This window comes from Stenotrophomonas sp. IS26, assembly GCF_054188265.1.
In genome coordinates, this window is the sequence record NZ_JBSZJV010000003.1 from 197,468 (window position 1) to 222,471 (window position 25,004).

A 25,004-nucleotide genomic window follows, 5' to 3' on the forward strand; every position below is an offset into this window, starting at 1 on the left:
CGGGGCGAGGATCCGGCGAAAACCGCATGAAACATTTTTCATTTGCAGTCCCTCCGGGGGGTTGCGACGATGCACCCGTCCCAATTGTCAAAGTGGCCCATGCCGCGCGTACTCACCATCGAGGACGACCTCGTCACCGCCGAGGAAATCGCCACGGAACTGCGCAGCCACGGCTTCGAGGTGGACCGGGTGGGCAATGGCGAGGACGGTCTGGCCATGGCCTGCCGCAGCGACTACGCCGTGATCACCCTGGACCGCATGCTGCCCGGCATGGATGGCCTGGCCCTGGTCACGGCCCTGCGGCGCCAGGGCATCACCACCCCGGTGCTGATGATCAGCGCCCTTTCCGATGTGGATGAGCGGGTCCGGGGCCTGCGCGCCGGCGGCGATGACTACCTGACCAAACCCTTCGCCTCGGACGAAATGGCGGCCCGCGTGGAGGTGTTGATCCGTCGCCATGGGCGGCCAGCCGTGGCGGAGAACCAGTTGCGCGCCGGTGACCTGGAGCTGGACCTGATGACCCGCACCGCCCGCCGCGCCGGCGAGGAGATCACCCTGCTGCCGACTGAGTTCAAACTGCTGGAATTCCTCGTGCGCAACGCCGGCCAGGTGGTCACCCGCACCATGTTGTTCCAGGAGGTATGGGGCTACCACTTCGATCCCGGCACGAACCTGATCGACGTCCACATCGGCCGCCTGCGCAAGCGCATCGACCAGCCCGGGCGTGCCCAGCCGATCCGCACCGTGCGTGGCACCGGCTATGTCCTGGACGACCATGTCTGATCACTGGCGTTCCTCCAGCAGCCGGCTGCTTGGGCTGTACTGCGTGTTGTTCGTGGCCTGGTCCAGCGTACTGCTGGGGGTGATGTACTGGCGCGTCTCGGACTACCTCAACGACCTCGCCGAATCCGGCCTGCAGCAGCGCGCGCACCTGTTCGAGAAGTTCGAGGGCCAGGCGCTGGACGATGCGCTGCGCGACAGCCTGCGCTACGACCTGCACGGGGCGTATGCCTACGGCATCTTCAGCCGCAGCGGGCAGCGACTGTCCGGCCCACTCCTGGCGATTCCCGATGGCCTGCGCATCGACGGACACGCGCAGGCGGTGGAACGCTGGTCCCTGCGCAGTGGGCCGATCAAGGCGCCCGGGCGCGCGCTCGGCGTGGAAACCCAGGATGGCCGCCTGCTGGTGTTCGTTCGCCAGAGCGGCAAGCTCACCGCGGTCAACAGCATCATCCTCGATGCGCTGCTGTGGGGCGTCTCGTTGACCATCATTCCCGGTCTGGCCGGCTGGCACATCCTGCGCCGGCGCCCGCTCAAACGGATCCAGCAGATCGAGGCCGCGACCAACCGCATCATCGCCGGCGACCTCGGCCAGCGCCTGCCCGTTTCCGGCCACCCGGATGAGATCGACCGCCTGTCGAGCATCGTCAACGCCATGCTCGAACGCATCGAGCAGCTGATGACCGAGGTCAAAGGGGTATGCGACAGCATTGCCCACGATCTGCGCACCCCGCTCACCCGTCTGCGTGCGCATCTGTACCGCACCCGCGTCGGGCTGGAGGAAGAGGACCCGCGCGCGGCGCAGCTGGACAAGGCACTGACCGAAACCGATATGTTGATGGCGCGTTTTTCCGCACTGCTGCGCGTATCGGAACTGGAAAGCCACCAGCGCCGCTCCGCCTTCGTGGAACTGGATGCGGGCGAGCTGCTGCAGGAACTGCACGCGTTCTACCTGCCACTGGCCGAGGAGAAGGACCAGCAGCTGCTGCTGGAGATCGACCCGCAGGTGGGCACGCTGTGGGGCGACCGCGAACTGCTGTTCGAGGCGCTGGCCAACCTCCTCTCCAACGCGCTGCGCTTCACCCCGGCGCAGGGCCGGATCGTGCTGCGCGCGGCGGACGACCACGGCGCACCACGCATCGATGTGATCGACAACGGCCCCGGCATCCCGCCGCAGGATCGCAGCCTGATCTACCAGCGCTTCTTCCGCGGCGGCAGCGGCGGCGAGACGACCGAGGGCTTCGGGCTGGGGCTGTCGATCGTGGCCGCCATCGCCGGCCTGCATGGGTTCCGGGTCCGCGCCGGGGACGCGCCGGGCGGCGGCGCATGGCTGAGCATCCGCTGCGCGGCGGAGGGGCTTCGCTGACATCCGGCCGCCTGCACATCGCGGCGATGCGGTAGCCACTAGCATCGGCGGCGACGTTTGATTCGCTGCAAGGTGTACCCCTCGATGTCCTCATTGCCCGGCCCGCGCTTCCTCAACACCGTCCTGCTCGGCGGCAGCACCCCCGAGAAACTCGATGCCGCCGCAGCCGCTGGGTTCGCACAGGTCGAGCTGTGGCGCGAGGATGTAGCGTCTTCGTCGGTAGCCGAGGTCCACGCCATCCTTGCGCGCACCGGCCTTCAGCTCACCGATGTGCAGGTGCTGCTGGATTTCGACGGCGCTTCGGCCGCCACCCGCGAGGGCAAGCGTGCAGAGGCGATGTCACTGCTCGCGCTGGCCAAGGACCTGGGCGCAGGCACCGTGCTGGTGCCCGCCTGCACAGCGACCGTCTACGTGCCCGACCGCGTCACCGATGATCTGCGCTGGCTGTGCGCGCGTGCCGCCGAACGTGGCCTGCGCATCGCCTACGAAGGCATGGCGTGGAGTCGCCTGCATTCGACCCTGCCCTCGGCGTGGCAGCAGATCGAGCAGGTCGGCGCGCCGAACCTGGACATCGTGGTCGATGCCTTCCACCTGTTCGCCGCCGGGCGCACCGCCGACGATCTGCGCGACGTGCCGGTGGAGCGCATCGCGCTGGTGCAGCTGTCGGATGTGCTGACCCAGCCACTGCCCGGCCAGGTCACCACGCAGGCGCGCCATCACCGCTGCCTGCCGGGCGATGGCCTCTGGCCGCTGGAGACGCTGATCGATGCGCTGGCCGCGATGGGATACAGCGGGCCGATCGGGCTGGAGGTGTTCAACGATGCGCTGAAGGCACGCGATCCCCGTGACGTGGCGCGTGAGGCGATGGCCGCGTTGGAGGCCGTGCTGGCGGATTGATAGCTACCTTGTGGCAGCCCATCAGTCGGCGGAGCGTTACTGCTGGCCATCCTCAGCGCCGGCCCAGCTGCTGACTGAAGTCACGCGGGCCAGCGATCCGTAGGTGGGATCCTCGGCGACTACCTCAAAGGAAACAACGACCTTTGCCTGCCCATCCCTCATTGCGTGGCCCTCCGTTGCGGGATGGTAGTGCCACCTCTGAGCGCGCGCAGTGACCCAGTTGTCCAGCTCAACTGAACCGCTGGACTGCATAAGCTGCACCGCACCTGCGACGCCCTCAGCGGAGACATCCACGCCCACCAGCACCGGCCCACTCATGCCGATGGTGGCCCTAAATACCCTCACATTCTGGTCTCCGATCTTGGTGTCATCGGAGATCTCAGCGAAGCAATCTTTCTCCAGACACTCGAGCTTGGCGCCAGGGCGACCACTTCCATCGCGTCTTCTGAAGTCATCGATCAAGGTGTAGTTACTGCTGACTTCACTGCATAGGAAGTCCTCGGGATCATCCGAACGTGCGAACGATGCAGACCTGGAGCAGTTGGAGACATGCTTGGACAGCGAGGACTGAATCGGGCGGAAGCACTCCATGCTGTACGCGCGAGCATCGTGCCCTGTGCAGCGCTGCAGTTCAGCCAGGTCCGCGCGGATAGCGACCTTGCGTGCGTCAAGCTCAGCCGCGTTCTGCAGCCGACGCTCCATCTCAGACTGTTCAAGGCGCCGCTGCTCGATTTCCTTGTGGACTTCCTCGGAGGCAAGGCGCTCTTCGAATGAACGCTGCATCCTTTGCAAGCGATCCATCGAAATGACCTCGACGGGCCTTGAACCGCAATCAGTGTCGATATGACGCCAGGCCCCTTTGCACCATTCGATGACGAAGTCGTCCTTGAAGGTCTCCTGCTCACCCGCCTTCCAAGACTCCATCCGATCCTTGGCAAAGCGTAATCCAATCTTTCCTTCCAATTGACGATAGTGCTCCGCCAGTGTCGTACGGGCGCCCTCCTCTTCTGCGGCACGCTGCTGGAGAAACTCATAAGATGCAGCGCCGCCAGCGCGCAAGGCCAGTACTGTCCGGCCTTGAACCCGATACCGCTTGCGTTCTGGGAAGGGCACCTCCGTGATACTGACGGGCCTGACCTGCACGACCTCAAGCAGGTCATTACCGATTGGCCCAACACCCCTGAATTTCACCTCGATAGGGCTGTTACGCCGCGCCTCAGTGATTCTATCGACCGTAGGGGAAGACGGTCCCATCCATGAACATGATGCTATCAATGGAGCAAAGCCAAGACCTATGATCCATTTCCTGATGTCCATCGTTCCCTCGATGTAGTGAATGCGGGGATTGTAGACGGAGACTATCTCCATCGGCAGCCCAACCACGCTGGCGATCGAGGTGATCCCCGTTGGTCGCGCCATACATGCGCAGCCTTCAGCGTGGCTCTACAGCCGCCTTCGCGATAGCCGGCCACTGCGCGGCGACCTCCTCCACACTGCCGGCCGGCACCGCCCGCAGATCGCGCGGATAGTGCACACCCTCGGCCTCGGTCAGCCGAGTGGCATGGAACTGGCCGTTGCTCGCACGCAGGATCCAACCGCCTTCGCTGCAGGCGCGCGAGGCCAGGAACACGACGCCTGGTGCTACGTTTTCTGGATGAAGCTCATCCGGCTCGCCCTCTATGCCCCACATGCGGGTCTTGGCGACCGGCGACACCGCATTGACCACGATGCCATGCGCCGCACCCTCGGCCGCCAGCACGTTGACGATCCCAACCGCGGCCGACTTCGCCGCCGCGTACGCCGCCAGCCCGTGCTGCACGTACTGCGGATACAGCGCGCGGTCGGAGGTGGTCAGCACGATGCGGCCATGGCCCTGCGCCTGCATGGCCGGCCATGCCGCCTGCGCCAGCCACAGCGGCGCCTTGGCCGCGACCGCCATCATGTGGTCGAAACGATCCTCATCCACCGCATCGGTCTGCTGATACTCGACCCAGCCAGCATTGTGCAGGATCACATCCAGACGGCCGTGTCGCTGCAGAATGTCAGCGACCCGTGCGGCAGCCGCAGTGCGGGTAACAATGTCATGGTGGCTGGCCTCGACAGGGAGCCCCTCTGCACGCAGACGCGTTACAGCGTGATCGATCCGCTGCGGATCGCGGCCGGTGCCGTCCGGCGTGGCGCCCACGTCCTGCATCACCACGTGTGCGCCGCGCTGCGCCAGCAATCGGCTGTAAGCGAAGCCGAGCCCACCCGCGGCACCGGTGACCAGGGCCACCTGCCCGACGAAAGAAAGTGTGTCGTTGATCGTCATGCGGACAGCATCCGCCCTGGTCAGCGCGGATGCCAATACCGATGAGAGCTTGCTGCGATACTCAGGGCGTATCGCGCGCGCGATGCTCAGACGTGCGTGGGCTCGACGATCACCGCCGTGCCGTAGCAAAGCACTTCAGTCAGGCCGGTCATCACATCGGTAGCGTCATAGCGCATCGCGATGATCGCGTTGGCGCCCAGCAGCCGCGCATGGTTGGACATGTCCCGGTAGGTCTCTTCGCGCGCCTGCTCGCACAGCTGCGTGTAGATGGTGATGTTGCCGCCGAAGATGGTCTGCAGCCCGCCGAGGAAGTTGCCCACGATGGAACGCGAACGCACGGTGATGCCGCGCACCACGCCCAGGCTGCGCACCACGCGGAAGCCGGGCAGCTCCATCGCCGTGGTCACCATCGCATCGTCGAGCCGGGTTGCCGGGCCTGCGCGGCCACCGCTGTTGTAAGGATCTGCCATTGCTGCCTTATCCAGGTTGAGAGTATCGATCCGGCCAGCACGCAGGGTGCGGCTGGCGCTGGCGGAAGGATAGCGCCAAGGCGAGCACGGATGTGATGCCACGTGATGCCCCAGCGGCGCCCCTATACCCCGCCGAGCCGGACCACCTGGTACACCGCCACATTCTGCTCGGCCAGCGCCCGCACCACCTCGGGAATCAGCTGCATCGGCAGGTCCACTTCGTAGCCGTGCGGACGCGCGTGCAGGAGCGAGGCGTCGAAGTCGAAGGCAGGATTGTCTCTGGCGCGTTGAACGAGGAACGTGGTGATCGCATCGCGGGCGATGTCCTCCGATTCCCCGACTTCGAAATACACCCGGTACAGCGTGTCGCCATAATCATCGGGCGTGCCGTGCACGGAAGTCACCGTTGGGTCGGTCATCGCGTCCTCCTGTGTTGGCGCAAGCGCCGGGCCAGCCGAAACCATACACCTCGGTCGGTCCACAGCGCCTGCACACAGTCGCACTTCCGGCAGCCCTCAGCGCCCCCGCGGATCCACCAGATCGCTCTTGCTCCTGGCAAACACCGGCGCCCCCACGTCCAGCTCCGCATCACCCACCGGCCGACCCGCCAGGAAGTCCGTGATGCCTGCGGCGATGGCAGGGGTCCCGAGCCACAGCTCGTTGTCGTGGGTGGCCCCGCGCACCCGCAAGGTGCGGCTGTCGCTGAACCCCGGCCGCAGCGCCTCGGCGTTGGCTGGCGGCGTGCGCCCATCCAGCGTGCCACTGATGAACAGTACCGGCACGTTGCTGCGCAGTGGCCCCCTGAAAGCATCGCCAAGATCGACCAGCCCCAGCCCATCCCCGAGCGCCGGGAACGGGAAGTTCAGCGCATCGCCAAACAGGCTCTCGCGTGATTGCGCCTCGGCCAGTGCGCGGCGCTGCGCAGTCTGGCCCGAGGCCACATCCATCGCCAGCGACATCGCGCCGTATCTGCCGTACTCACTGCGCAGCAGCAGGACCATCGCCGCCAGCAGATCGTAGTCGCCGTTCTCGGCATCGCGCAGGATCAGCGGCAGCCATTGCTGGGTCATGCGGCGCCCGAGACAGGCGCTGATCGCCAACTGCGCGTCATACGCGCCGATCATCACCGGCTTGCCGCCATGCATGGCACTGCGGCCCTGGCGCGGCTGCTCGCGCAGTGCTGCCAGCACGCGCGTGGCCGAGCCGGTCAGATCATCGAAGCCCGCTCCTTTGGCCAACACGCCCAGCTCCGCCAGCAGCGCATCGGCCGACAGCGGCAGCTTCAAGGTGTCATCAGGTCCTTCCGTCCCCATCAGCACCACGCGGTCCAGACCGGCGCCGTGCAGGCGCACCGTGGCCAGCGCCAGGTGCGTGCCATAGCTCATGCCCCACAGGCTGATCTTCGGCACCTTCAACGCACGCCGCAGGTCCTCCAGATCGCCGGCACTTTCCGCGGTGGTGTAGGCCCCCAGGTCCACGCCCGTCTCCCGCCAGTACGCCACGCAGCGGGCGGCAACGTCACGCAGCGCGGCGAGCGCGGCATCGCGCTGCAGCGGCTGTGCATCGTCGAACGTGTGCTCGTGCGGGCACGGCGGCGGCGGCTCGGACTCGCCCGCCCCGCGCTGATCAAGCAGCAGCACGTCGGTTTCGCGCCGGACCTGATAGAACACCGGCCAGCGCGGTCCGCGCGCGGTGCCGATCCCTGAGCCACCTGGACCGCCGGCCAGATACACCACCGGGGCCGCACTGCCATCGCCGCCGGTCGCCGGAAGGCGCACCACCCGCAGGCGCATGCGCGGTCCGTTGGGATCGGCATGCCGACGCGGCACCTCCAGATAGCCTGCCTCGGCGTCGATGGTGCCGTGCTTCTGTGTCTCGAACGCATACGGGGTGAACACCAACGGCGCCGGCGCATCGACTGCCAGCACGGGTGCTGCACCGACGAGGGTCAGGCAGAGCGCTGCCCACCGCGTGACCCGCAGGCACAGGCCGGGAGAAGGAGAACGGAACAGGGACATCGGGACATTGGACATGACGGACTCCGGGTGGGAGGTAAGGGAATCGAGCGCCGAGTGAGGGCGCAGGCACCACGCCGCGAGCATCACTTTCCCCACGGCAGCCGAGGACGGCCCGTCCGCCGAACAGCTCCAGGCGGGGGTCCAGTGACTCCGTGCAACCGATACGATGGGCACATGCAGATCCCACGCACCCTGACCGCCCTCGCCGTCCTGCTCATCGCGGTCGCCGCGTGGCTGCTGTTGGTCGCGCCCCCACCGGGCCTGCACTACTACGAGGCCCAGGAGATGGCACCCGCCACGCTGGGCGCTGATGGCGCACTGCCCACCGCTCCGCCAACGACGCTGGAGTGGCAGCCGGCCAACCAGCGCGAACTGGTGCAGTGGCGCGGCCCGTACTGGCTGCGCTGGCGCCTGCCTGCGCAGCCAGCACACCATGCGGCCGACCGTGCACTGCGCATCTCGGTGCGCGCCGCCAGCCAGCCCTTCTGGAACGGCCAGCCCTTGGCCGCCAATGGCACCGTCGGCCGCAACGCGGACGAAGAGCAGCCGGGACAGGTGGACATCATCCGTGTGCTGCCGCCCTCCTCGCCCAGCAGCACCGATACGCTGGTGCTGCTCGCCTCCAGCCATCATCAGTGGTTCAAACTGCGGGGCGCGGATGCCTTCGTTGCGGTCGGGCCGGCCGCCTCGATCTACAGCCTCAACCTTGGACCGTGGTTGATCGCCGCGCTTGCCACGGGGGCGCTGGGTGCCGCCTGCCTCTACTTCCTCGCTGCACAGCGCGGCCGGCCACGGGTAGCGGGTGCGCGCCTGCTGCTCGCATTGGGTGTCGTCGGCCTTGCGTTGCCCATCGTCGAAGCATGGCGTCCGCTGGTCGGCTATGCCTATCCGTGGCACGGCCCACGACTGCTCATGCTGCTTCTGCTGCACCTCGCCGCGGCGATCCTGCTGCCGGCTTACCTGGCGCGTCGTTTCGGCGTCGCGGTGCCGAAGACAGCCCGCATCGCCTATCTCGCCACCCTGCTGGCGCTGGCCGCCTTCGTGCCCAGCTTCGACGGCCGCGGTGCCGCACTGCTGCTGCTCAGCCTGCTGACCTCCACCTACGTGCTGCTGCGCGCCCGCGGCGAGCCCGACGAGCGCTGGCCGATCCTGACCTTGGTGGTGGCCGGTGCACTCGCCGTGCCGCTCGCTGGCGGGATTTTCCTCGACGGCCCCTACTTCCTGTTCCTGGCCGTGCTGATGGGCTTCCTGCTGATCCGCCACGCCGCCCAGCTGCGGATGCTGGACCACCACAACGCGCAGCTGCGCGGAGAGCGCGCCCGTCTCTCGCTGCAGCTGCTGCAGCGGGGCATCCAGCCGCATTGGCTGATGAACACCCTCACCGGCCTGCAGGAACTGATCGAACAGGCACCGATGCGCGCCAGCCGCCTGGTCGAATCGCTGGCCGAACAGTTTGATCGCCTGCGCGAAAGCAGCACCCGCCCCAGCGTGCCGATCGAAGAAGAGCTGGCGCTGTGCCGCAACCACCTGGACATCGTCGGCCTCGCGCTGGATCGCCACATCGGCTTTGAGGTCGAGGGCGAACACAACGGCCTGTGGCTGCCGCCCGGCGTGCTGCATGCGCAGGTCGAGAATGCGCTCACGCATGCGGGGGCGGTCGCGTGTGCCGAGCATCCGTTCCGCCTGCGTGTTCAACGCGAGGACGACCGTTGGATGCTGGAACTGCGCAGTGCACGCGGCACTGCCCCGCATCGCGGGCAAGGCACGGGCACCCGCTACATCGAGGCAAGCCTGGCCGCCACCTGCCCCGAGAGCTGGCGCTTTGAACAAGGTCCCGATGGCAACGACTGGTACGGCCGCATGGAGTTGACATGCGCATCCTGATCGTCGAGGACGAACTGCTGGTCCGCCAGCGGCTGCTGCGGATGTGCACCGAACTGGCCGGCAGCCGCGCCCGATTCGATGCCGTGGCCGACCTGGACGCCGCCGGTGACCGGCTGCAGCGCAGCGTGTATGACGGCCTGCTGCTGGACTTGAATCTGGGTGGAGAGGATGGCTTCGACCTGCTGAGGCGGGTGGTGGCTGGGCGATACCACTGCGTGGTGGTCTCCGCCCATCGGGAGCGGGCGCTGCAGGCGTTTGAGCATGGGGTGCTGGATTTTGTACCCAAGCCTTTCTCACGCGAACGGTTGCGGCAGGCGCTGGAGCGGTTGCTGGATGTTGGGCGGTATCGATCTGGCGCGGCGCGTTATCTGGGCATCTGGCATGCGCAGGGGACGGCGATGGTGGAGCTCGCCAATGTGCTTTGGATTCGTGCTGATGGGGACTACAGCGAAGTACGTATGCGCGATGGGCGGAGTGAGCTGCATGACAAATCGCTTGCGAGTCTTACTGCCGTGCTACCGCCGGACTTTGTGCGTTGCCATCGGTCGTATCTGGTCAATTTGACGCATGTGCGGACGTTGCATGCGGCTTCGGGGAGCCGTTACTGGCTGGTGCTGAATGATGGGGCTGAGGTGCCGGTGGGGCGGGCCTTTGTTGAGGACGTGCGCGGGGAGCTTGGGTCGATATAAGCGCTTCGAGAAGACCGCTGCAGGACCGATGCCCGCTTTCGGCAAGGAGCAGTCGTCGCGAAACGTAAGCCGAAGGTGGGCCTAGTCGAGCTTTATCGAGGAAGCCAGATCACCCTTTGTTGACACTTCAGCAAAGGCAGTCTGGGTTCCAGCCGGTAGTGGCACTCGCATCCCGAACCTGAGCTGCCTCTGGTTCGCTAAATATCTGGAGCGGAATCCGCATCAGTAACAAATTGCAAAGTGAGCACCCGCTGCTTCCGGATGAGCTTGCACGTACGCCCTGCGCGCCGCCGAAAACTCGGAGGTTTGCTCAAGCCCCTTGAGATACCAGACCACGAGTGCAAGTACTGCAATTACTCAGATGACGCCAACTTTTCCGCCTACATGGACGTTGCGCACAAGGGATATCTCCGTGCAGGTCGAACTGCTGAAGAAACGAGTACGGAGCCTACGCGAACAAGGGGCGAACGTTCGCTCTGGGTCGAATGCGGCCGCGGAGGTGAAGTAGCACGCTTGTACTCCCTCAAGACGGGAGATTCCCACGGCTACCACGCTCAGGCACCACCGAGTGCCCTGAGCGCTAGCAGACGCTCCATTGCTTGGTCGTCGCCGGTGCGGCGCGAACCCGCATCCGATCGGCAAGGGCCCGGACGGGGCGATGCCGCCCGGGCAGTGGCGTCACCTGCTGGTCGGCGAGAAGTTCTGAGCTCCGCGCGTCTTTCGCCACTGGATCCACGCGATCGCGGCGACGAAGAAGACGCTGCACAGGTAACTGCCTTCCGGCCCTTGCGCGCCACCGGTCAGGGTGTCGAGGCCTTGCGGGCGCAGCGCCACCAGCAGCGCCGGCAAGTGCGGATCCATGCCGGTGACGGGCAGTTCGAAGCCGGTTGCGAGCAACCAGTTCCACCCCGCGTGCCAGCCCATCACGCCCCAGATATTGCCGCTCCGCAGCGCCCAGGCGCAGGCGAACAGCGAGAACAGGAACGTGCCGAGCATGACCAGGGGCGGCTGGTGCGGACTGAAATGCAGGAAGCAGAAAACGAGCGACACCAGCAGCACTGCCACCGCAACATTGGTCTTGCGCGCCACCACCGACAGCATCCAGCCGCGGAAGATGACTTCCTCCACGCTCGCCTGGAACATGAAACTCACTAGCAGCAGGCCGATGTGCAGCAGACTGACGGGCGACCGCCAGGCCTGCCCCAAGCCCGCCGCCTGCATGCCGCCAGCCATCCAGATCGCGACTACGACCAGCGCGATCGTGCCGAATCCAACGGCCATTCCGCGCAGAAAGGTTTTCAGCGGCGCCGGACCGGTCAGCCCGATACTCGCCAGCGAGCGCCCTTCGACGAAGCGTACCCAGGCGAGCACGGCCGCCAGCGTCGGCGCGAAGCCGATCCACAGCAGCGCATGCAAGCCAGCGAGGCCGATCGGATCGCCGCCCGGCGTCGACCAATGCTGCGACTGCATCCACCCGTCCAGCGCGATCACCGGTACCGCGTTGAACAGGATCATCAGGATCGGCGTCAGCCAGGCCCAGGGCAGCCAGCCGCGGGCCGGATCGGGCGAATACAGGACAACGGGGGTCATGCGGGGCGCTCCAGGTCGACGTGATCGGCGCTGCAAGTTGCCCTTCGCGCGGGGGCGTGGCTACCCGTTTGCGACCAAGCCACAGAAGCCGCCGATGAATCACCCGGATCGCCGACGAAATGGCGCTGAGTCGTCGCCCGTGGTGGCCGCTTTGGGTGGCGGTTCCGACAGCCACAAGGCCCTGATGTGGGACCGCTGGCGGCAGGGCGAGTCGTTGCACCAGATGGCGAGGCTGTTCGATCGGCATCACTCGTCCGTGCGAGGGGTTCTCGCCGAGACTGGCTGGCTCAAGCGGACTTACCCGGACGATCCGAGCTGCCAGGTCTCACACGAGACGATCTATCGCACGCTCTTCATCCAGTCGCGCGGGACTTCCAGACACCGATCGAGCGATATCAACAAGCTGTTGCATTGACCAGTTGAAACCGCCGTCGAAAGCGGACATTACCAGCGGTCGGCGCCTCCGTCCTCCCCGAACGCCCACTTTCGGCCAGAAGCGGACCGATCCACGCAGGAAGTCACCTCGCCGGCGCCCCCAAAGATTGCTTAGGCACATAACTGCCCCGCCCCAGCTGGGCACTAGAAACTTCAACCATCACATCAACTCTAGAAAGCTTGAGCATTCAATACTCATCGCGCAAGACGAACGGAACATTCCTTCGGATCGAATTGCCCGTAAATCTGCATGATCTCGAGATTCGCCCGCGCCCGTGAGTTTCCCTGTGCAGCAGCTTTGCAGTACAGAGATAGACCCACATCAATGTCCTTGGTCACGCCGATCCCCTCGTAGTACATGTATCCCAGCATGGCCTGCGCCGGGGCGTACCCCGACGCTGCCGCCTTGCGGTACCAGTCGGCCGATTGAGTCACGTCCTTCTGCACACCGAGGCCCCGCTGTTACATGTCACCGAGTGCGCTCTGCGCTTTTGCGTCGCCGCCCTCGGCCGCCGCCACCAAGTCGTCCACGGGACCGAAAGCCCCGGGCGTATCGACCTCGGCACACCACACGCTGTTTTCGCCGCGATACTCGCAGAGCTTCTGGCGGGACTGCCTGACGCCCAGCTGCGAGGCGGCCTGCACAGCTGCCTTGCCGTACCAGCGTATGGCCTCAGCGTCATCTTCAGCGAGGCCGGCACCTCCTCTTTGATACAGACTGGCAAGGTTGTATTGCCCTGCGGGTGAACCCTGCTCAGCCGCCTTGCGGAGCCAGAGGATGGCCTGGACATCATCCTGTGGGACGGCAATTCCCTTGAGATACATCATTCCAAGATCGGACTGTGCCAGTGCGTCGCCCTGCTCCGCCGCCTTGCGTATCCAGTCGCTGGCCTGCATCGCGTCTGGCGGCACGCCAACTCCGTGTAGATACAGTCCACCGAGCGCGGATTGGGCCGGCGCATAGCCCTGCTCTGCCGCTTTGCGATACCAGATCGCCGCCTGCACCTCGTCTTTGGCGACTCCAGCGCCCTGAAGATACCTGTAACCCAGGTCATTCTCGGCTTCAGCGCTACCCGCCTTGGCCGCTGCCTGTACTTCCTCAAACGAAGGCGGCTTGTCAGCGCCAGACGCCTGCGCACTGCAGGCGAAGGCAGCCAGGCCGACCCACATCACTACCCGAGCCAGGGTTCCAATCGGTCCTTCCATGAACATTCTCCATTCGTCATTCGATTGAGCGACGACGCGCCCAGGCATTTATTCAATGCCCCCATCAGATTTCGATGCGGCGTAATTGTCCCTCCCATGCGGAGGATAGTGGGGTCGCCCATTTCGTCCGCCAAGTCGCCCTGCTCAAGCCTGGAATGGCTAACCGCACGCCAACAAAAAAGCCCCCGTTTCCGGAGGCTTTTTCGACTGAATCATGGTGGGCGGTACAAGGTTCGAACTTGTGACCCTTGCCGTGTGAAGGCAATGCTCTACCGCTGAGCTAACCGCCCGATGCTGCTGAGCCGCTCATTATAGGGCGGCAAATTTTGACGTCAACGGTTTCGCCGAAATTTCTTCACATCGTGTGCGTGGGCTTGTCCGCGGTCAGGATGCCGGCCAGCAGGGTCTCGATCCGGTGGCGGACGGCCTCCCCTTCCGCGCCATCGGCCAGCTGTACGCCGATGCCTGCGGCACGGTTGCCCTGGGCCCCGGCGGGGGTCACCCAGATCACCTTGCCGGCGACGGGCAGGCGCTCGCTGGAGTCCGGCAGGGTGAGCAGCAGGAACACTTCATCGCCCAGGAAGTAGCGCTTGGGCGTGGGCACGAAGATGCCGCCGTTCTTCACGAACGGCATGTAGGCGCTGTACAGCGCGGCCTTGTCCTTGACGGCAAGGGACAGGATGCCCTGTCGGGCGTTGGTGGCGCTCATGCTCTATTCCCCTTGGCGTGCCGTTCGTTGACCTTTCCCCAGGCCAGCAGCAGCTCAACCACCGCAAGATCGGCGCGCACCGTGGTGCGCAGCAGGTCGCGGGTGCGGTTGGCCGCATCGAACCAGGCGGCCAGCTTGTGCAATCGATCGGGATCGGTCAAGCCACCGCCGGTGGCCTGGGCCAGGGCGAGATCGGCGGCGTGGCGCAGGCGCAGGGCGGCGTTGTCGTCGGCGGTCCAGCGCTGGGCCAGTTCCACCGCGCCGGAGCGGCCGGCAACGAGGGCTTCCAGATCGCTGGCGACCTGGCGGCGCAGGGCCAGGCCGTCTTCGCGCAGCCACTGGTCGGCCAGGCCGGGGTGGCCGCGGGCGGCGTCCAGTGCTTCGCGGGCGCTGGCTTCGCTGTGGCCCAGGGTCTGCAGCCAGGCGAGCGCTTCCTCGCGGGGCGGCAGCTTGAACTCAAGACGCTGGCAGCGGCTGCGGATGGTGGCGGGCAGGCGCGCGGGGTCGGCGCTGATCAGCCACAGGTAGCGGCCGGGCTGCGGCTCTTCCAAGGTCTTGAGCAGGGCATTGCAGGCCGCGCGGTTGATGGCGTCGGCGGGGTCGACGATCACCACTTGGGCTACGCCGTACTGCGGGGTCAGCGAGAGCTTCTGCGAGACCTCGCGGATCTGCTCGATCACGATCTCGGTGCGCAGCTTGTCGCCGGATTTGTTGGGGATGAACGAGATCCGCTGCAGGTCCGGGTGGGTGCCGGCGGCCAGCAGCTGGGCGCTGCGCTTGGCGGCGGCGGGCTCGCCTTGCCCCAGCACGTGCTCGGCCAGCCGGAGCGCGACGCCCAGTTTGCCCAGGCCGGCCGGGCCGCAGAACAGCAGGCCATGGCCGAGGCGACCGGCGTCGAGCGCGGCCACCGTCTGGTCATAGGCGCGCTGCTGCCAGGGGGAAAAGGGTTCAGCCACGATCCGGCTCCTGTGCCAACCATGCCTCCACGGCCGCCACCACCGCGCCGGCGACGCCGGCCTGGTCCTGGCTGGCGTCGATCAGGCGGTAACGTGCGGGGTCTTCGCTGGCACGCTGGCGGAACACCGCGCGCACCCGCTGGAAGAAATCATCGTGCTCGCTTTCGATGCGGTCCGGCCAGAGGTCGCGGCCGTTCGCGCGGGCACGGCCGACGGCCACGTCCACATCCAGGAGCAGGGTCAGGCCGGGCAGCAGGCCGACGGCGCGGCGCTCCAGATCGGCGATCCACGCCGCATCCAGGCCGCGGCCGCCGCCCTGGTAGGCGTAGCTGGAATCGGTGAAGCGGTCGCACAGCACATAGGCGCCGCGCTGCAGCGCCGGGGCGATCACCTGGCGCACGTGCTGGGCGCGGGCGGCGAACACCAGCAGCAGCTCGGCCTCGGCCGAGAGCGGCTCGGCGGAGATCTCCGCGTCCGGCTTGAGCACCAGCGCGCGGATGCGCTCGGCCAGCGCGGTGCCGCCGGGCTCGCGGGTCAGCACTACCTCATGGCCGCGCGCCTGCAGGGCCTCGCGGATCGCGTTGATGGCGGTGGTCTTGCCGGCGCCCTCGCCCCCTTCCAGGCTGACGAAATGCGGGTGCCGGTGCAGCGCGGGACTCATTGGGGTGCGGCCTCGTTGGTGCGTTTGCTGCGCAGTTGCTGCAGGTAGCGGGCAACGGCGGCGTTGTGGTCGGTGTAGTTGGCCGAGAAGATGTGCGCGCCACTGCCATCGCCCACGGCCACGAAGTACAGCGCATCGCCCTTGGCCGGCTGCGCGGCGGCATGCAGCGCATCACGCCCGGGCATGGCGATCGGGGTCGGGGTCAGGCCGGCGCGCGTGTACGTGTTGTACGGCGTATCGGTGGTGAGGTCGCGCTTGCGGATGTTGCCGTCGTAGCTGCTGCCGATGCCGTAGATCACGGTGGGGTCGGTCTGCAGGCGCATGCCGATCTTCAGGCGGCGCATGAACACCCCGGCGATCTGCGGGCGCTCGCTGGGCAGTGCGGTTTCCTTCTCGATGATCGAGGCGAGGATCAGCAGCTCATACGGCGAGTTGAGCGGCAGGTCGTCCACGCGACTGTCCCACGCGGCGGTGAGTTCTTTTTCCATCGCGGCATGCGCGCGCTTGAGCACGTCGATATCGCTGTCGCCACGCTGGTAGACGTAGGTCTCGGGCAGGAAGCGGCCTTCCGGATGCTCGCCCGGGAAGCCGACCGCCTTCATCAGGGCGGCATCGTCCAGTTCGTCGGTGGTGTGCACCAGCGGATCGGCGCGCTTGAGCGCGGCGCGCAGCTGACGGATGTTCCAGCCTTCCACGATGGTGACGCGGTGCTGCAGGACGCGGCCCTGGCGCATGCGGGTCAGCAGCTCGCGCGGGGTCAGCGCGGGATCGAGCGCGTATTCACCCACCTTGAGCTTGCCGGCGGCATCCAGCTGGCGCGCCAGCAGTTGCCACTGGGTGTCGCTGCCTTCGTCCACGCCGGCCTGGCGCAGCTTGCCGAGCACGGTGCTGAAGCCATCACCGGAGGCGATCACCACGCTCTCCGCGCTGGGGGTGACCGGTGCATCGGCAAAGGCGCCCTGGCGATGCCAGAACCAAGCGCCTGCGGCCGCAACCAGCAGGGCCAGCACCAGCAACACGGCCAGTACGGCCAGACATCCCCGTTTCGCACCCGCCATGCTCACCTCGAATCCATTTCTTCGCCGCGCAGCATACCGCGCGGGTGCTGCACACCGCCAAACGGCTCAGGCATCGCTGCCCAGCGCACGCAGCAGGCCGCGGGCCTTGGCGCGGGTTTCGTCCAGTTCCTTGTCGGCCACCGAATCGACCACGATCCCGGCGCCGGTGCGGAAGCTGGCGGTGTCGCCGGCCACTTCGGCGGTGCGGATCAGGATGTTCAGGTCCAGGTCGCCATCGCGGTTCAGCCAGCCGAACGCGCCGGTGTAGGCGCCGCGGGCGGCCTGCTCCAGCTCGGCGATGATCTGCATGCAGCGCACCTTGGGGCAGCCGGTGATGGTGCCGCCGGGGAAGGTCGCGGCGATCACCTGGCCGGGGCTGACGCCCTCGCGCAGGCGGCCACGCACGTTGCTGACGATATGGTGCACGTGGGCGTAGCTCTCCACGGTCATCAGCTCATCCACCTCCACGCTGCCCGGCGCGCAGATGCGGCCGAGGTCGTTGCGTTCCAGATCGATCAGCATCACGTGCTCGGCGCGTTCCTTGGGATGGCCGACCAGCTCCTGGATGCGCGCGGCATCGTCATCGCCAGCGAAGCGCGGGCGGGTGCCGGCGATCGGGCGGGTCTGCACGTCATCGCCGTGCACCGAGACCAACCGCTCGGGCGAGGAGCTGACCACCGCCCTGCCCTGCGCCATGAACAGCCCGGCGAACGGCGCGGGGTTGGCCACGCGCAGCTGCGCGTACAGCGCCTGCGGCGAGAGCGCCTCGGCGAACTGCGCGTTCCAGCGCCGCGAGAGGTTCACCTGGAACACGTCGCCCGCGCGCAGGTAATCGATCACCTTGCCGACGCCGCCGGTGAAGCGCTGTGGCGCGTCCTCGCTGATCGCGACCGGTGGCTGCCACGCCGGCAGCGGCGCCAGCGTGGCGGCCGCGGCGAGGTCATCCTGCAGGGTCTGCAGCAGCGCGGCCTGGCCGGTCTCGCACACGGCATGGAACTGGCCCAGCACGCGGTCGTGCAGTACCGCCGCCGGGCAGCGCAGCGCCAGCGCGGCGGGCAGCCCATCGGCGCGCGCAGGCAAGGCCAGCACGTCCTCGATCTGGCCAGCCAGCTCGTAATCCAGCATCAGTGCCCAGCCACCGCGGAACGGCAACGTGGTTTCTTCGCGCGGCAGCCGCAGTGCGGCCCAGTGCGCATCCAGCACGTCAAGGAAGCGGCCGTCATGCGCGACACCCTCGGCATCACGCACCACGCCGTCGGCCTGCAGTGCAAGGGATTCCCCGTTGCCCATCAGCAGCAGATCCCAGCGGCCCTGGGCGGTGCCCGAGGCGGTGGATTCCATCAGCAGCGGGTAACGCTGCGGGGCCAGGCGCTGCAGGGCCAGCAGGTCGGTGGTGGCGGGCAGCGGAAGCGTCTGGAACATGACAGGACACCGGAAGGGCGCGCAGCGTGCGCGGGGGCCAGATACACCAAGGCCGCCATGATGGCGGCCTTGGTGGGAGTACACGGAACGGGCGGTCAGACGCGCTTGAACACCAACGTGCCGTTGGTGCCGCCGAAGCCGAAGCCGTTGGACATCACCACATCGACCTTGGCTTCGCGTGCGGTATTGGGCACGTAATCCAGGTCGCAGCCTTCGCCCGCTTCATGCAGGTTGATGGTCGGCGGAATGATGTTGTCGCGCAGCGCCAGCACCGAGAAGATCGCTTCCACGCCGCCGGCCGCGCCGAGCAGGTGGCCGGTCATCGACTTGGTGGAGCTGACCATCATCTTGTAGGCGTGGTCGCCGAAGGCGGTCTTCATGGCCATGGTTTCGCCCAGGTCGCCCAGCGGCGTGGAGGTGCCGTGCGCGTTGAGGTAACCGACCTGCTCCGGGGTCACGCCGGCGTCCTTCAACGCCATGGTCATGCAGCGCGCCGCGCCTTCGCCGTTCTCGCTCGGGGCGGTCATGTGGTACGCGTCCGAGCTGGCGCCGAAACCGGCAAGCTCGGCATAGATGCGCGCGCCACGCGCCTTGGCGTGTTCGTACTCTTCCAGGATCAGGATGCCGGCACCGTCGCCGAGCACGAAGCCGTCGCGTTCCTTGTCCCACGGGCGCGAGGCTTCAGCCGGTGCATCGTTGCGGGTGCTCATCGCCTTCATCGCGCAGAAGCCGCCCAGGGCCGTCGGCGAGGAGCCGCGCTCGGCACCGCCGACCACCATCACGTCCGCGTCGCCGTACTGGATCATGCGCATCGCGGTGCCGATCGAGTGGTTCGAGGTCGCGCAGGCAGAGACCGCCGAGAACGACGGACCCTTCAGGCCGGTGATGATGCTCAGCTGGCCCGGGAGCATGTTGATGATGGTCTTGGGCACGTAGAAGGGCGAGATCTTCTTGCCCTCGTGGAAATCGATGGTCTGCTCTTCGATGCCCAGCAGGCCGCCGATGCCCGCGCCCACGATGGCGCCGATGCGCTCGGCATTGCCGTCGGTGATCTCCAGGCCCGAATCGTTCAAGGCCATAAAGGCGGCACCGAGGCCGTAATGAATGAACGGGTCCATCTTCTTGGCATCCTTGCCAGTGACCCGGAATCTGCCGAACTGTTCGTTGTCGGCGGTGATGTCGAAGTCCCTGACCTCACCTGCGATCTTGGTGGTGAAACGGTCCAGGTAGGACTGCGAAACGTTGGTCAGCGGACCGATGCCGGAACGGCCTTCGGTGATGCCCTTCCAACTGCTGGCCATATCATTGCCCAATGGCGAGACCATGCCCATGCCGGTAACGACGACGCGACGCTTCATTGCAGATTCTCCTGACCCGGGTGTTGCGGGTATCACGCGGTATAACGCTCAAAAGCACAGGGCCGCAAGCGCGGCCCCATGGGTTTGCCGCACGCGGTCGCAGCAATCGCCACGGCCGCGCGCGAGCCGCCTGACATCAAGCCTTGACGTGGGCGTTGATGTAGTCGATCGCAGCCTGCACGGTGCTGATCTTTTCGGCTTCTTCGTCCGGGATTTCGCACTCGAACTCTTCTTCCAGCGCCATCACCAGTTCAACGGTGTCCAGCGAGTCAGCGCCCAGGTCATCGACGAACGATGCGCTGTTGGTGACTTCCTCTTCCTTGACGCCAAGCTGTTCGACGACGATTTTCTTGACGCGTTCTTCGATGGTGCTCATTGGATATCGCTCCAGATGGAGTAGTGGTTCAAAAATGACGCCATCCGGTGAGGGATGACCGTGGGATAGTGTAGTGGAAACCAGCGACACCTTGCATTGCAGCAAAACATCAAACGGATCAACCACTTGCGGCGCAGTCCTTGCGCCACATGCTTACGGCATGTACATGCCGCCGTTCACATGGAGGGTTTCGCCGGTGATGTAGCTGGCCGAAGGACCGGCCAGGAACGCCACCGCGTTGGCGATATCGGACGGCTCGCCGAGCCGCTCCAGGGCGATCGACTTGACCAGGCCGGTGCGCTGCTCTTCCGGCAGGGCCTTGGTCATGTCGGTATCGATGAAGCCCGGCGCGACCACGTTGACGGTGATCCCGCGCGAGCCGATTTCCTTGGCCAGCGACTTGGAGAAGGCGATGATGCCGGCCTTGGCCGCGGCGTAGTTGGCCTGGCCGGCATTGCCGGTCACGCCGATCACCGAAGCGATGTTGATGATGCGGCCCTTGCGCGCCTTCATCATGCCGCGGATGACGGCCTTGGAGGTGCGGAAGACGCTGGTCAGGTTGGTGTCCAGGATCGCCTGCCAGTCTTCTTCCTTCATCCGCAGCAACAGGTTGTCGCGGGTGATGCCGGCGTTGTTGACCAGGATGCTGATGGCGCCGAATTCCTTGGCGATCCCGTCCAGCACGGCTTCCAGCGCAGCGGCGTCGGTGACGTTCAGTGCGCGGCCGTGGCCACCCACGGCGGCCAGGCGTTCACCGATGGCGGCGGCACCGGCGTCGGTGGTGGCGGTGCCGATGACGGTCGCGCCCTGCGCGGCCAGTGCGTCGGCGATCGCGGCACCGATACCCCGGCTGGCGCCGGTGACCAGTGCGATTTCACCCTGAAGGGGCTTGCTCATCTCATTTCCTCAAACGGGACCGGTCCGGCCGGCCTGGCGCGAAGCCATTCCAGCACGGGCGCGATCGAAAGACATCAGGCGGCCCAGGTCTCGCGGGCCGTCTCGAAATCGGCGGGCGTGGACAGTGTGCGCGCGTCCAGCGATTTGTCGATGCGCTTGATCAATCCGCTCAGCACCTTGCCCGGGCCACATTCGGCCACGCGGGTGACGCCACGGGCGGCCAGCGCCTGCACGCAGCCGGTCCACTGCACGGGCAGGTACAGCTGCTGCACCAGCGCCTGGCGGATGGCGTCCACGCCGTCATGCACACGGGCATCCACGTTCTGCACCACCGGCAGGGCCGGGGCGCGCCAGTCCAGGCCGGCCATGGTTTCGGCCAGGCGGTTGGCAGCTTCGCGCATCAGCGGGGTGTGCGAGGGCACGCTGACAGCCAGCTTGACGGCCTTGCGGACGCCCTTCTCGGCCAGCAGCGCCAGCGCACGATCCACGGCAGCCGCATCGCCACCGATGACGATCTGACCGGGCGAGTTGTAATTGGCCGGCACGACGACCTGGCTGCCGGCGGCCTGCGCGCAGACCTCCACGACCAGCGCATCTTCGGCGCCGAGCACGGCGGCCATGGCGCCGACGCCGGTCGGGGCGGCTTCCTGCATCAGCTGGCCGCGCAGGCGCACCAGGTGGGCACCGTCCCGCAGGGTCAGCGCGCCGGCGGCCACCAGGGCGGTGTACTCGCCGAGGCTGTGGCCGGCCAGGACGGCCGGCTGGGCGCCGCCAACGGCGTTCCAGGCGCGCCACACGCCGATGCTGGCGGCCAGTAGGGCCGGCTGGGTGTATTCGGTGCGGTTGAGCATTTCCTCGGGACCGCCCTGCGACAGCGCCCACAGGTCGACACCGGCGCCGTCGGAGGCTTCGGTGAAGGCCTCGCGGATCTGCGGGTGCAGCTCGGCCAGTTCGGCCAGCATGCCCAGCGACTGCGAGCCCTGGCCCGGGAACACGAATGCGAGATTGGTACCGGTCACGTGATCATCCGCCTGCAAAAATCGAACGGCGAATGATAAAGGGGAACGTCGCCCTTCGTCTGTACTGCCGCGTATGTGGGGTCTTTGCTCAGGTGAACAGCTGGAGGATGTCCAGATCGCCGTCGCTGAAGAAATCGATGCAGATCACGGCCAGCATCAGCACGCCCAGGGTGGTGGCGCCGTGGACGATCAGGATGGAATGGGCCAGTGCGCGGGCGGAGCGGCCCATCTTCATGCTGGCGCGGGCCAGCCCCTGCAGGCGGCCGGTGACGTCGTGAGCATGGGCCAGCACCGGAGCTTCGGCACCGTCCATCGCCTGCGCCATGAGGGTCTGCAGCTGTTGCGGACGGTCCTCGTAGTATTTGGCCACGCCGTAACCGAACATCAGCCAGTCGCGGGCTTGGGCCTGGGCGAGGTCCATGACTTCCAGGGGATCTTCCTCGAAATCGATGAAGCCGATCTCCTTGCCATCCCAGGTGAGGTTGCGCGGCAGCGGCTGGCCGAAGTACGCGCCCTTGTGGTGCGCCTGGGCAATGGCATTCATCGCGGCGGACACGAGGCGGTCACGGCCGGCATCGTCGGCTTCGCGCAGGCAGGTGTTGAACGAGGAGCCGTTGTCGCCCAGCACGAGGGCGGCATGGCCACTGCCGATCACACTGGGGACGTTGACCCCTTGCGCCTGCAGTTCGGCCAGGCGGCGGGCTTCGGTTTCGCGGGCGGCGTCGCCACCGCGGTGCGGCGGTGGGCGCAGGGCATCGAGCTGGAAGCGGCGGGCGATGAAGTTCAGCAGGCCCAACGCGACCACGCGGCTTCCTTCGCCGTACTGCTTCAGCCAGGCGCGCTGCCCGTCAATGACGATGGGCTCAACCATGACAGTTCTCCTGAAATGCATACGGCCCCGTAATGGGGCCGTAACGACAGCGTCACGTTGTCGTAACTGACACTATCAATAACGCAGCAGAGCAGAACCCCACGTGAAGCCGCCGCCGAACGCTTCCAGCAGCAGCAGCTGGCCGCGCTCCACGCGGCCGGAGCGGACGGCGTGGTCCAGCGCCATCGGCACGGAGGCCGAGGAGGTGTTGCCATGCTTGTCGACCGTCACCACCACCTGGTCCATGGACATCTCCAGGCGCTTGGCGGTGGCTTCGATGATGCGCAGGTTGGCCTGGTGCGGGATCAGCCAGTCCAGGTCGTCCTTGGTCAGCGCGTTGGCTTCCAGGGTTTCATCGACGACCGAGTCCAGCGCCTTGACGGCGTACTTGAACACGTCGTTGCCCTTCATCAGGATCGCGCCGCGGGCATTCTCGCCCTCGCCGAAGCCGGCCGAGACGCCCACCGGGTTCCACAGCAGCTCTTTCTTGCTGCCATCCGAATGCAGGTGGGTGCTGAGGATGCCGGTGTCTTCGTCGGCTTTGAGCACGACGGCGCCCGCGCCATCGCCGAACAGCACGCAGGTGGTGCGCTCGGTCCAGTCGACGATACGGGTCAGCGTTTCCGCACCGATGACCAGCACATGGCGTGCATCACCGGAACGAATGAATTTGTCGGCCACGCTCAACGCGAACACGAAGCCCGAACAGGCGGCGTTGACGTCGAAGGCGGGGCAGCCGCTCGCACCGAGCTTGGCCTGGATCAGGCACGCGGTGGACGGGAAAATCAGATCAGGCGTGGTGGTACCCACCACGATCATGTCGAGCTGCGAAGCGTCGATACCGGCCGCTTCAAGCGCACGTACCGCGGCGTGGTAGCCGAGGTCGCTGGTGGTCTCGCCTTCGGCCGCAATGTGCCGTTCGCGGATACCAGTGCGCGATTGAATCCACTCATCGCTGGTGTCGACCATTTTCTCCAGATCCTGGTTGGTCAACACTTTTTCGGGCAAATAACTACCGGTGCCCGCGATCCTCGAGTAGATCCGCTTGCTCATTGCATGTCCTGTAGCTCGATCGCCAAACGTGACGATCGGGAAGAATGGGGTAAAGGCCGCTGCCCGACCGGGCAGCGGCCTTTACAAATCAATCTTCTTCGACGGCCGAGTTCGACTTGGTCGTGATCACCTTCTTGCCACGGTAGAAACCGTCAGCGGTGATGTGGTGACGCAGATGCACTTCACCGGTGGTCGGATCGGTGGACAGCTGCTTGGCGCTCAGGGCGTCATGCGCACGGCGCATACCGCGGCGGGACGGGGTGACACGGGATTTCTGCACAGCCATGGGATTGCTCCAAACTCGGTTCGTTTTGCTTCGTCGTATCGTCGCGCAGGACGCCAGCGCCCAGCACAGTTTTCGCTTTCGCCGCAGCCGCCGACGACAATCCGGCTGCTATTGTTTTTTCAGTGCCGCCAACGCCGCGAACGGATTGGCCTTGCTGATTTCTTCTTCGGTCGGTGCCCAGTCCTTGTCCACTGCCTCGCCATCGGGAGACAACGGCACGACGGGCACGGCCAGGACGAGTTCGTCCTCGACCAGCTCCAGCGGTCGCAGCATGCCGTCTTCGGGCACCAGCCACGGTTCCCAGCCTTCCGGCAGCGAGGATTCTTCCTCTTCGCTGCGGATCAGGCCGAGCCGCTGCACCATCGAAACCGGCAACAGGAAGCGCTGCAGGCTGCGCTGACAGATCAGCGGCAGCGCGGTGTCGATGGACAGTTCAACATAGGATACCTGCAGGATGTCGTCGTGCGCGAATTCCAGTGCATAGGTGCACGTTCCTTCGGTATCGGCGACAAGGCCCTGGAGGCGGGTCAATTCCGCTAGATCCACCTGGCCGTCGAAGCACCTGCGTGCTGCGACCATCCGCCAAGCATCCAGCATTTCGGGCACGTTTGCGGACATAAGCCGCTGAATGTTAAGGATCGTCCGGGCCGCTGTCAAATGCCTGCGCAGTCAGGTTGCCGATCCCCGCCCCG

Annotated in this window: 25 protein-coding genes, 1 tRNA gene and 2 pseudogenes; 6 read left to right on the forward strand and 22 right to left on the reverse strand. The window is 66.3% G+C overall.

The genetic code is table 11. The annotated features are described in order from the left end of the window. The first annotated feature begins 99 nt into the window (after positions 1 to 99). The 3 genes from ACW6W5_RS04540 (at position 100) to ACW6W5_RS04550 (ending at position 3,043) form a co-directional block, all read left to right on the forward strand. A complete protein-coding gene (locus ACW6W5_RS04540; RefSeq protein WP_152153579.1) occupies positions 100 to 783 on the forward strand; it encodes a response regulator transcription factor in 684 nt (227 codons plus the stop codon). Further along, positions 776 to 2,146, forward strand: coding sequence for a sensor histidine kinase (locus tag ACW6W5_RS04545; RefSeq protein ID WP_152153581.1), 1,371 nt, complete (start codon positions 776 to 778; stop codon positions 2,144 to 2,146). The genes ACW6W5_RS04540 and ACW6W5_RS04545 overlap by 8 nt, the downstream gene beginning before the upstream one ends. A gap of 84 nt (positions 2,147 to 2,230) precedes the next feature. Continuing rightward, entirely contained in the window at positions 2,231 to 3,043 is an 813-nt protein-coding gene (locus ACW6W5_RS04550; protein ID WP_152153583.1) for a sugar phosphate isomerase/epimerase family protein, read from the forward strand. Between the two features lie 36 nt (positions 3,044 to 3,079). Here the strand turns inward: ACW6W5_RS04550 and ACW6W5_RS04555 are convergent, their stop codons facing one another. The 5 genes from ACW6W5_RS04555 to ACW6W5_RS04575 all read right to left on the reverse strand — a co-directional run bounded on the left by ACW6W5_RS04555 (position 3,080) and on the right by ACW6W5_RS04575 (position 7,857). Next, positions 3,080 to 4,462 (reverse strand): TonB family protein, encoded by a 1,383-nt coding sequence (locus ACW6W5_RS04555; protein ID WP_152153585.1) that lies wholly within the window; start codon positions 4,460 to 4,462, stop codon positions 3,080 to 3,082. A 13-nt stretch (positions 4,463 to 4,475) separates the two neighbouring features. After that, positions 4,476 to 5,354 carry an SDR family NAD(P)-dependent oxidoreductase gene (locus ACW6W5_RS04560; RefSeq protein ID WP_458233617.1) on the reverse strand — a complete coding sequence of 293 codons (879 nt, stop codon included), beginning with the start codon at positions 5,352 to 5,354 and terminating at the stop codon, positions 4,476 to 4,478. An 86-nt stretch (positions 5,355 to 5,440) separates the two neighbouring features. Then, on the reverse strand, positions 5,441 to 5,824 hold the full coding sequence (locus tag ACW6W5_RS04565; RefSeq protein WP_121043079.1) for a YbjQ family protein: 384 nt from the start codon (positions 5,822 to 5,824) through the stop codon (positions 5,441 to 5,443). 122 nt (positions 5,825 to 5,946) lie between these two features. After that, entirely contained in the window at positions 5,947 to 6,243 is a 297-nt protein-coding gene (locus tag ACW6W5_RS04570; protein WP_226956720.1) for a hypothetical protein, read from the reverse strand. A gap of 96 nt (positions 6,244 to 6,339) precedes the next feature. Continuing rightward, positions 6,340 to 7,857, reverse strand: a complete 1,518-nt coding sequence (locus ACW6W5_RS04575; RefSeq protein ID WP_226956719.1) for an alpha/beta fold hydrolase — start codon at positions 7,855 to 7,857, stop codon at positions 6,340 to 6,342. Between the two features lie 159 nt (positions 7,858 to 8,016). Between ACW6W5_RS04575 and ACW6W5_RS04580 the strand changes: the two genes are divergently transcribed. Next, complete coding sequence (locus tag ACW6W5_RS04580) at positions 8,017 to 9,726, forward strand: histidine kinase (protein WP_152154378.1); 1,710 nt, start codon at positions 8,017 to 8,019, stop codon at positions 9,724 to 9,726. After that, entirely contained in the window at positions 9,714 to 10,415 is a 702-nt protein-coding gene (locus tag ACW6W5_RS04585; RefSeq protein ID WP_152154377.1) for a LytR/AlgR family response regulator transcription factor, read from the forward strand. Before ACW6W5_RS04580 ends, ACW6W5_RS04585 begins: the two co-directional genes overlap by 13 nt. A 678-nt stretch (positions 10,416 to 11,093) precedes the next feature. Here the strand turns inward: ACW6W5_RS04585 and ACW6W5_RS04590 are convergent. Then, a complete protein-coding gene (locus tag ACW6W5_RS04590) occupies positions 11,094 to 12,005 on the reverse strand; it encodes a CPBP family intramembrane glutamic endopeptidase (RefSeq protein ID WP_152154374.1) in 912 nt (303 codons plus the stop codon). A 184-nt stretch (positions 12,006 to 12,189) separates the two neighbouring features. On the opposite strand from ACW6W5_RS04590, the pseudogene ACW6W5_RS04595 reads away from it, so the two are divergent. Then, positions 12,190 to 12,375 (forward strand): annotated as a pseudogene (locus ACW6W5_RS04595) (hypothetical protein); the annotation flags it as partial. 260 nt (positions 12,376 to 12,635) lie between these two features. On the opposite strand, the pseudogene ACW6W5_RS04600 reads toward ACW6W5_RS04595, so the two are convergent. From ACW6W5_RS04600 to ACW6W5_RS04675, 16 genes and pseudogenes are all read right to left on the reverse strand, one after another. After that, positions 12,636 to 12,890 (reverse strand): annotated as a pseudogene (locus tag ACW6W5_RS04600) (tetratricopeptide repeat protein); the annotation flags it as partial. Between the two features lie 12 nt (positions 12,891 to 12,902). Further along, complete coding sequence (locus tag ACW6W5_RS04605; RefSeq protein ID WP_193222874.1) at positions 12,903 to 13,646, reverse strand: tetratricopeptide repeat protein; 744 nt, start codon at positions 13,644 to 13,646, stop codon at positions 12,903 to 12,905. 215 nt (positions 13,647 to 13,861) lie between these two features. After that, positions 13,862 to 13,936: transfer RNA gene (locus ACW6W5_RS04610), tRNA-Val, on the reverse strand. 65 nt (positions 13,937 to 14,001) lie between these two features. Further along, positions 14,002 to 14,355 carry a PilZ domain-containing protein gene (locus ACW6W5_RS04615; RefSeq protein WP_152154369.1) on the reverse strand — a complete coding sequence of 118 codons (354 nt, stop codon included), beginning with the start codon at positions 14,353 to 14,355 and terminating at the stop codon, positions 14,002 to 14,004. After that, the gene (locus ACW6W5_RS04620; RefSeq protein WP_152154368.1) at positions 14,352 to 15,311 is read right to left on the reverse strand and encodes a DNA polymerase III subunit delta'; all 960 of its coding nucleotides are present in this window, start codon (positions 15,309 to 15,311) and stop codon (positions 14,352 to 14,354) included. The genes ACW6W5_RS04615 and ACW6W5_RS04620 overlap by 4 nt, the downstream gene beginning before the upstream one ends. Next, positions 15,304 to 15,972, reverse strand: coding sequence for a dTMP kinase (gene tmk, locus ACW6W5_RS04625; protein ID WP_121043069.1), 669 nt, complete (start codon positions 15,970 to 15,972; stop codon positions 15,304 to 15,306). The genes ACW6W5_RS04620 and tmk overlap by 8 nt, the downstream gene beginning before the upstream one ends. Beyond that, positions 15,969 to 17,030 (reverse strand): endolytic transglycosylase MltG, encoded by a 1,062-nt coding sequence (mltG, locus tag ACW6W5_RS04630; RefSeq protein ID WP_121043067.1) that lies wholly within the window; start codon positions 17,028 to 17,030, stop codon positions 15,969 to 15,971. The genes tmk and mltG overlap by 4 nt, the downstream gene beginning before the upstream one ends. Positions 17,031 to 17,096: 66 nt before the next feature. Then, positions 17,097 to 18,452: an aminodeoxychorismate synthase component I gene (locus tag ACW6W5_RS04635; protein WP_152154366.1), complete on the reverse strand. Its 1,356-nt coding sequence runs from the start codon at positions 18,450 to 18,452 to the stop codon at positions 17,097 to 17,099. Positions 18,453 to 18,547: 95 nt separating this feature from the next. Next, positions 18,548 to 19,810: a beta-ketoacyl-ACP synthase II gene (gene fabF, locus ACW6W5_RS04640; RefSeq protein ID WP_152154363.1), complete on the reverse strand. Its 1,263-nt coding sequence runs from the start codon at positions 19,808 to 19,810 to the stop codon at positions 18,548 to 18,550. 136 nt (positions 19,811 to 19,946) lie between these two features. Beyond that, entirely contained in the window at positions 19,947 to 20,186 is a 240-nt protein-coding gene (acpP, locus tag ACW6W5_RS04645) for an acyl carrier protein (protein WP_017357544.1), read from the reverse strand. 153 nt (positions 20,187 to 20,339) lie between these two features. After that, entirely contained in the window at positions 20,340 to 21,083 is a 744-nt protein-coding gene (fabG, locus tag ACW6W5_RS04650; protein ID WP_121043061.1) for a 3-oxoacyl-ACP reductase FabG, read from the reverse strand. Positions 21,084 to 21,157: 74 nt separating this feature from the next. Beyond that, positions 21,158 to 22,102, reverse strand: coding sequence for an ACP S-malonyltransferase (gene fabD, locus ACW6W5_RS04655; protein WP_152154362.1), 945 nt, complete (start codon positions 22,100 to 22,102; stop codon positions 21,158 to 21,160). An 88-nt stretch (positions 22,103 to 22,190) separates the two neighbouring features. Continuing rightward, a complete protein-coding gene (locus tag ACW6W5_RS04660; RefSeq protein WP_121043057.1) occupies positions 22,191 to 22,973 on the reverse strand; it encodes a BUD32 family EKC/KEOPS complex subunit in 783 nt (260 codons plus the stop codon). Between the two features lie 75 nt (positions 22,974 to 23,048). Further along, on the reverse strand, positions 23,049 to 24,026 hold the full coding sequence (locus ACW6W5_RS04665) for a beta-ketoacyl-ACP synthase III (protein ID WP_152154360.1): 978 nt from the start codon (positions 24,024 to 24,026) through the stop codon (positions 23,049 to 23,051). Between the two features lie 88 nt (positions 24,027 to 24,114). Next, on the reverse strand, positions 24,115 to 24,312 hold the full coding sequence (rpmF, locus tag ACW6W5_RS04670) for a 50S ribosomal protein L32 (RefSeq protein ID WP_017357626.1): 198 nt from the start codon (positions 24,310 to 24,312) through the stop codon (positions 24,115 to 24,117). A 108-nt stretch (positions 24,313 to 24,420) separates the two neighbouring features. Beyond that, positions 24,421 to 24,930 carry a YceD family protein gene (locus ACW6W5_RS04675; RefSeq protein WP_121043054.1) on the reverse strand — a complete coding sequence of 170 codons (510 nt, stop codon included), beginning with the start codon at positions 24,928 to 24,930 and terminating at the stop codon, positions 24,421 to 24,423. Between the last annotated feature and the right edge of the window lie 74 nt (positions 24,931 to 25,004).

Coding starts and splice junctions, on each gene's coding strand:
- ACW6W5_RS04540 (WP_152153579.1), top strand. CDS start 100: ATGCCGCGCGTACTCACCATCGAGGACGACCTCGTCACCGCCGAGGAA.
- ACW6W5_RS04545 (WP_152153581.1), top strand. CDS start 776: ATGTCTGATCACTGGCGTTCCTCCAGCAGCCGGCTGCTTGGGCTGTAC.
- ACW6W5_RS04550 (WP_152153583.1), top strand. CDS start 2,231: ATGTCCTCATTGCCCGGCCCGCGCTTCCTCAACACCGTCCTGCTCGGC.
- ACW6W5_RS04555 (WP_152153585.1), bottom strand. CDS start 4,462: ATGGCGCGACCAACGGGGATCACCTCGATCGCCAGCGTGGTTGGGCTG.
- ACW6W5_RS04560 (WP_458233617.1), bottom strand. CDS start 5,354: ATGACGATCAACGACACACTTTCTTTCGTCGGGCAGGTGGCCCTGGTC.
- ACW6W5_RS04565 (WP_121043079.1), bottom strand. CDS start 5,824: ATGGCAGATCCTTACAACAGCGGTGGCCGCGCAGGCCCGGCAACCCGG.
- ACW6W5_RS04570 (WP_226956720.1), bottom strand. CDS start 6,243: ATGACCGACCCAACGGTGACTTCCGTGCACGGCACGCCCGATGATTAT.
- ACW6W5_RS04575 (WP_226956719.1), bottom strand. CDS start 7,857: ATGTCCAATGTCCCGATGTCCCTGTTCCGTTCTCCTTCTCCCGGCCTG.
- ACW6W5_RS04580 (WP_152154378.1), top strand. CDS start 8,017: ATGCAGATCCCACGCACCCTGACCGCCCTCGCCGTCCTGCTCATCGCG.
- ACW6W5_RS04585 (WP_152154377.1), top strand. CDS start 9,714: ATGCGCATCCTGATCGTCGAGGACGAACTGCTGGTCCGCCAGCGGCTG.
- ACW6W5_RS04590 (WP_152154374.1), bottom strand. CDS start 12,005: ATGACCCCCGTTGTCCTGTATTCGCCCGATCCGGCCCGCGGCTGGCTG.
- ACW6W5_RS04605 (WP_193222874.1), bottom strand. CDS start 13,646: ATGGAAGGACCGATTGGAACCCTGGCTCGGGTAGTGATGTGGGTCGGC.
- ACW6W5_RS04615 (WP_152154369.1), bottom strand. CDS start 14,355: ATGAGCGCCACCAACGCCCGACAGGGCATCCTGTCCCTTGCCGTCAAG.
- tmk (WP_121043069.1), bottom strand. CDS start 15,972: ATGAGTCCCGCGCTGCACCGGCACCCGCATTTCGTCAGCCTGGAAGGG.
- mltG (WP_121043067.1), bottom strand. CDS start 17,030: ATGGCGGGTGCGAAACGGGGATGTCTGGCCGTACTGGCCGTGTTGCTG.
- ACW6W5_RS04635 (WP_152154366.1), bottom strand. CDS start 18,452: ATGTTCCAGACGCTTCCGCTGCCCGCCACCACCGACCTGCTGGCCCTG.
- fabF (WP_152154363.1), bottom strand. CDS start 19,810: ATGAAGCGTCGCGTCGTCGTTACCGGCATGGGCATGGTCTCGCCATTG.
- acpP (WP_017357544.1), bottom strand. CDS start 20,186: ATGAGCACCATCGAAGAACGCGTCAAGAAAATCGTCGTCGAACAGCTT.
- fabG (WP_121043061.1), bottom strand. CDS start 21,083: ATGAGCAAGCCCCTTCAGGGTGAAATCGCACTGGTCACCGGCGCCAGC.
- ACW6W5_RS04660 (WP_121043057.1), bottom strand. CDS start 22,973: ATGGTTGAGCCCATCGTCATTGACGGGCAGCGCGCCTGGCTGAAGCAG.
- ACW6W5_RS04665 (WP_152154360.1), bottom strand. CDS start 24,026: ATGAGCAAGCGGATCTACTCGAGGATCGCGGGCACCGGTAGTTATTTG.
- rpmF (WP_017357626.1), bottom strand. CDS start 24,312: ATGGCTGTGCAGAAATCCCGTGTCACCCCGTCCCGCCGCGGTATGCGC.
- ACW6W5_RS04675 (WP_121043054.1), bottom strand. CDS start 24,930: ATGTCCGCAAACGTGCCCGAAATGCTGGATGCTTGGCGGATGGTCGCA.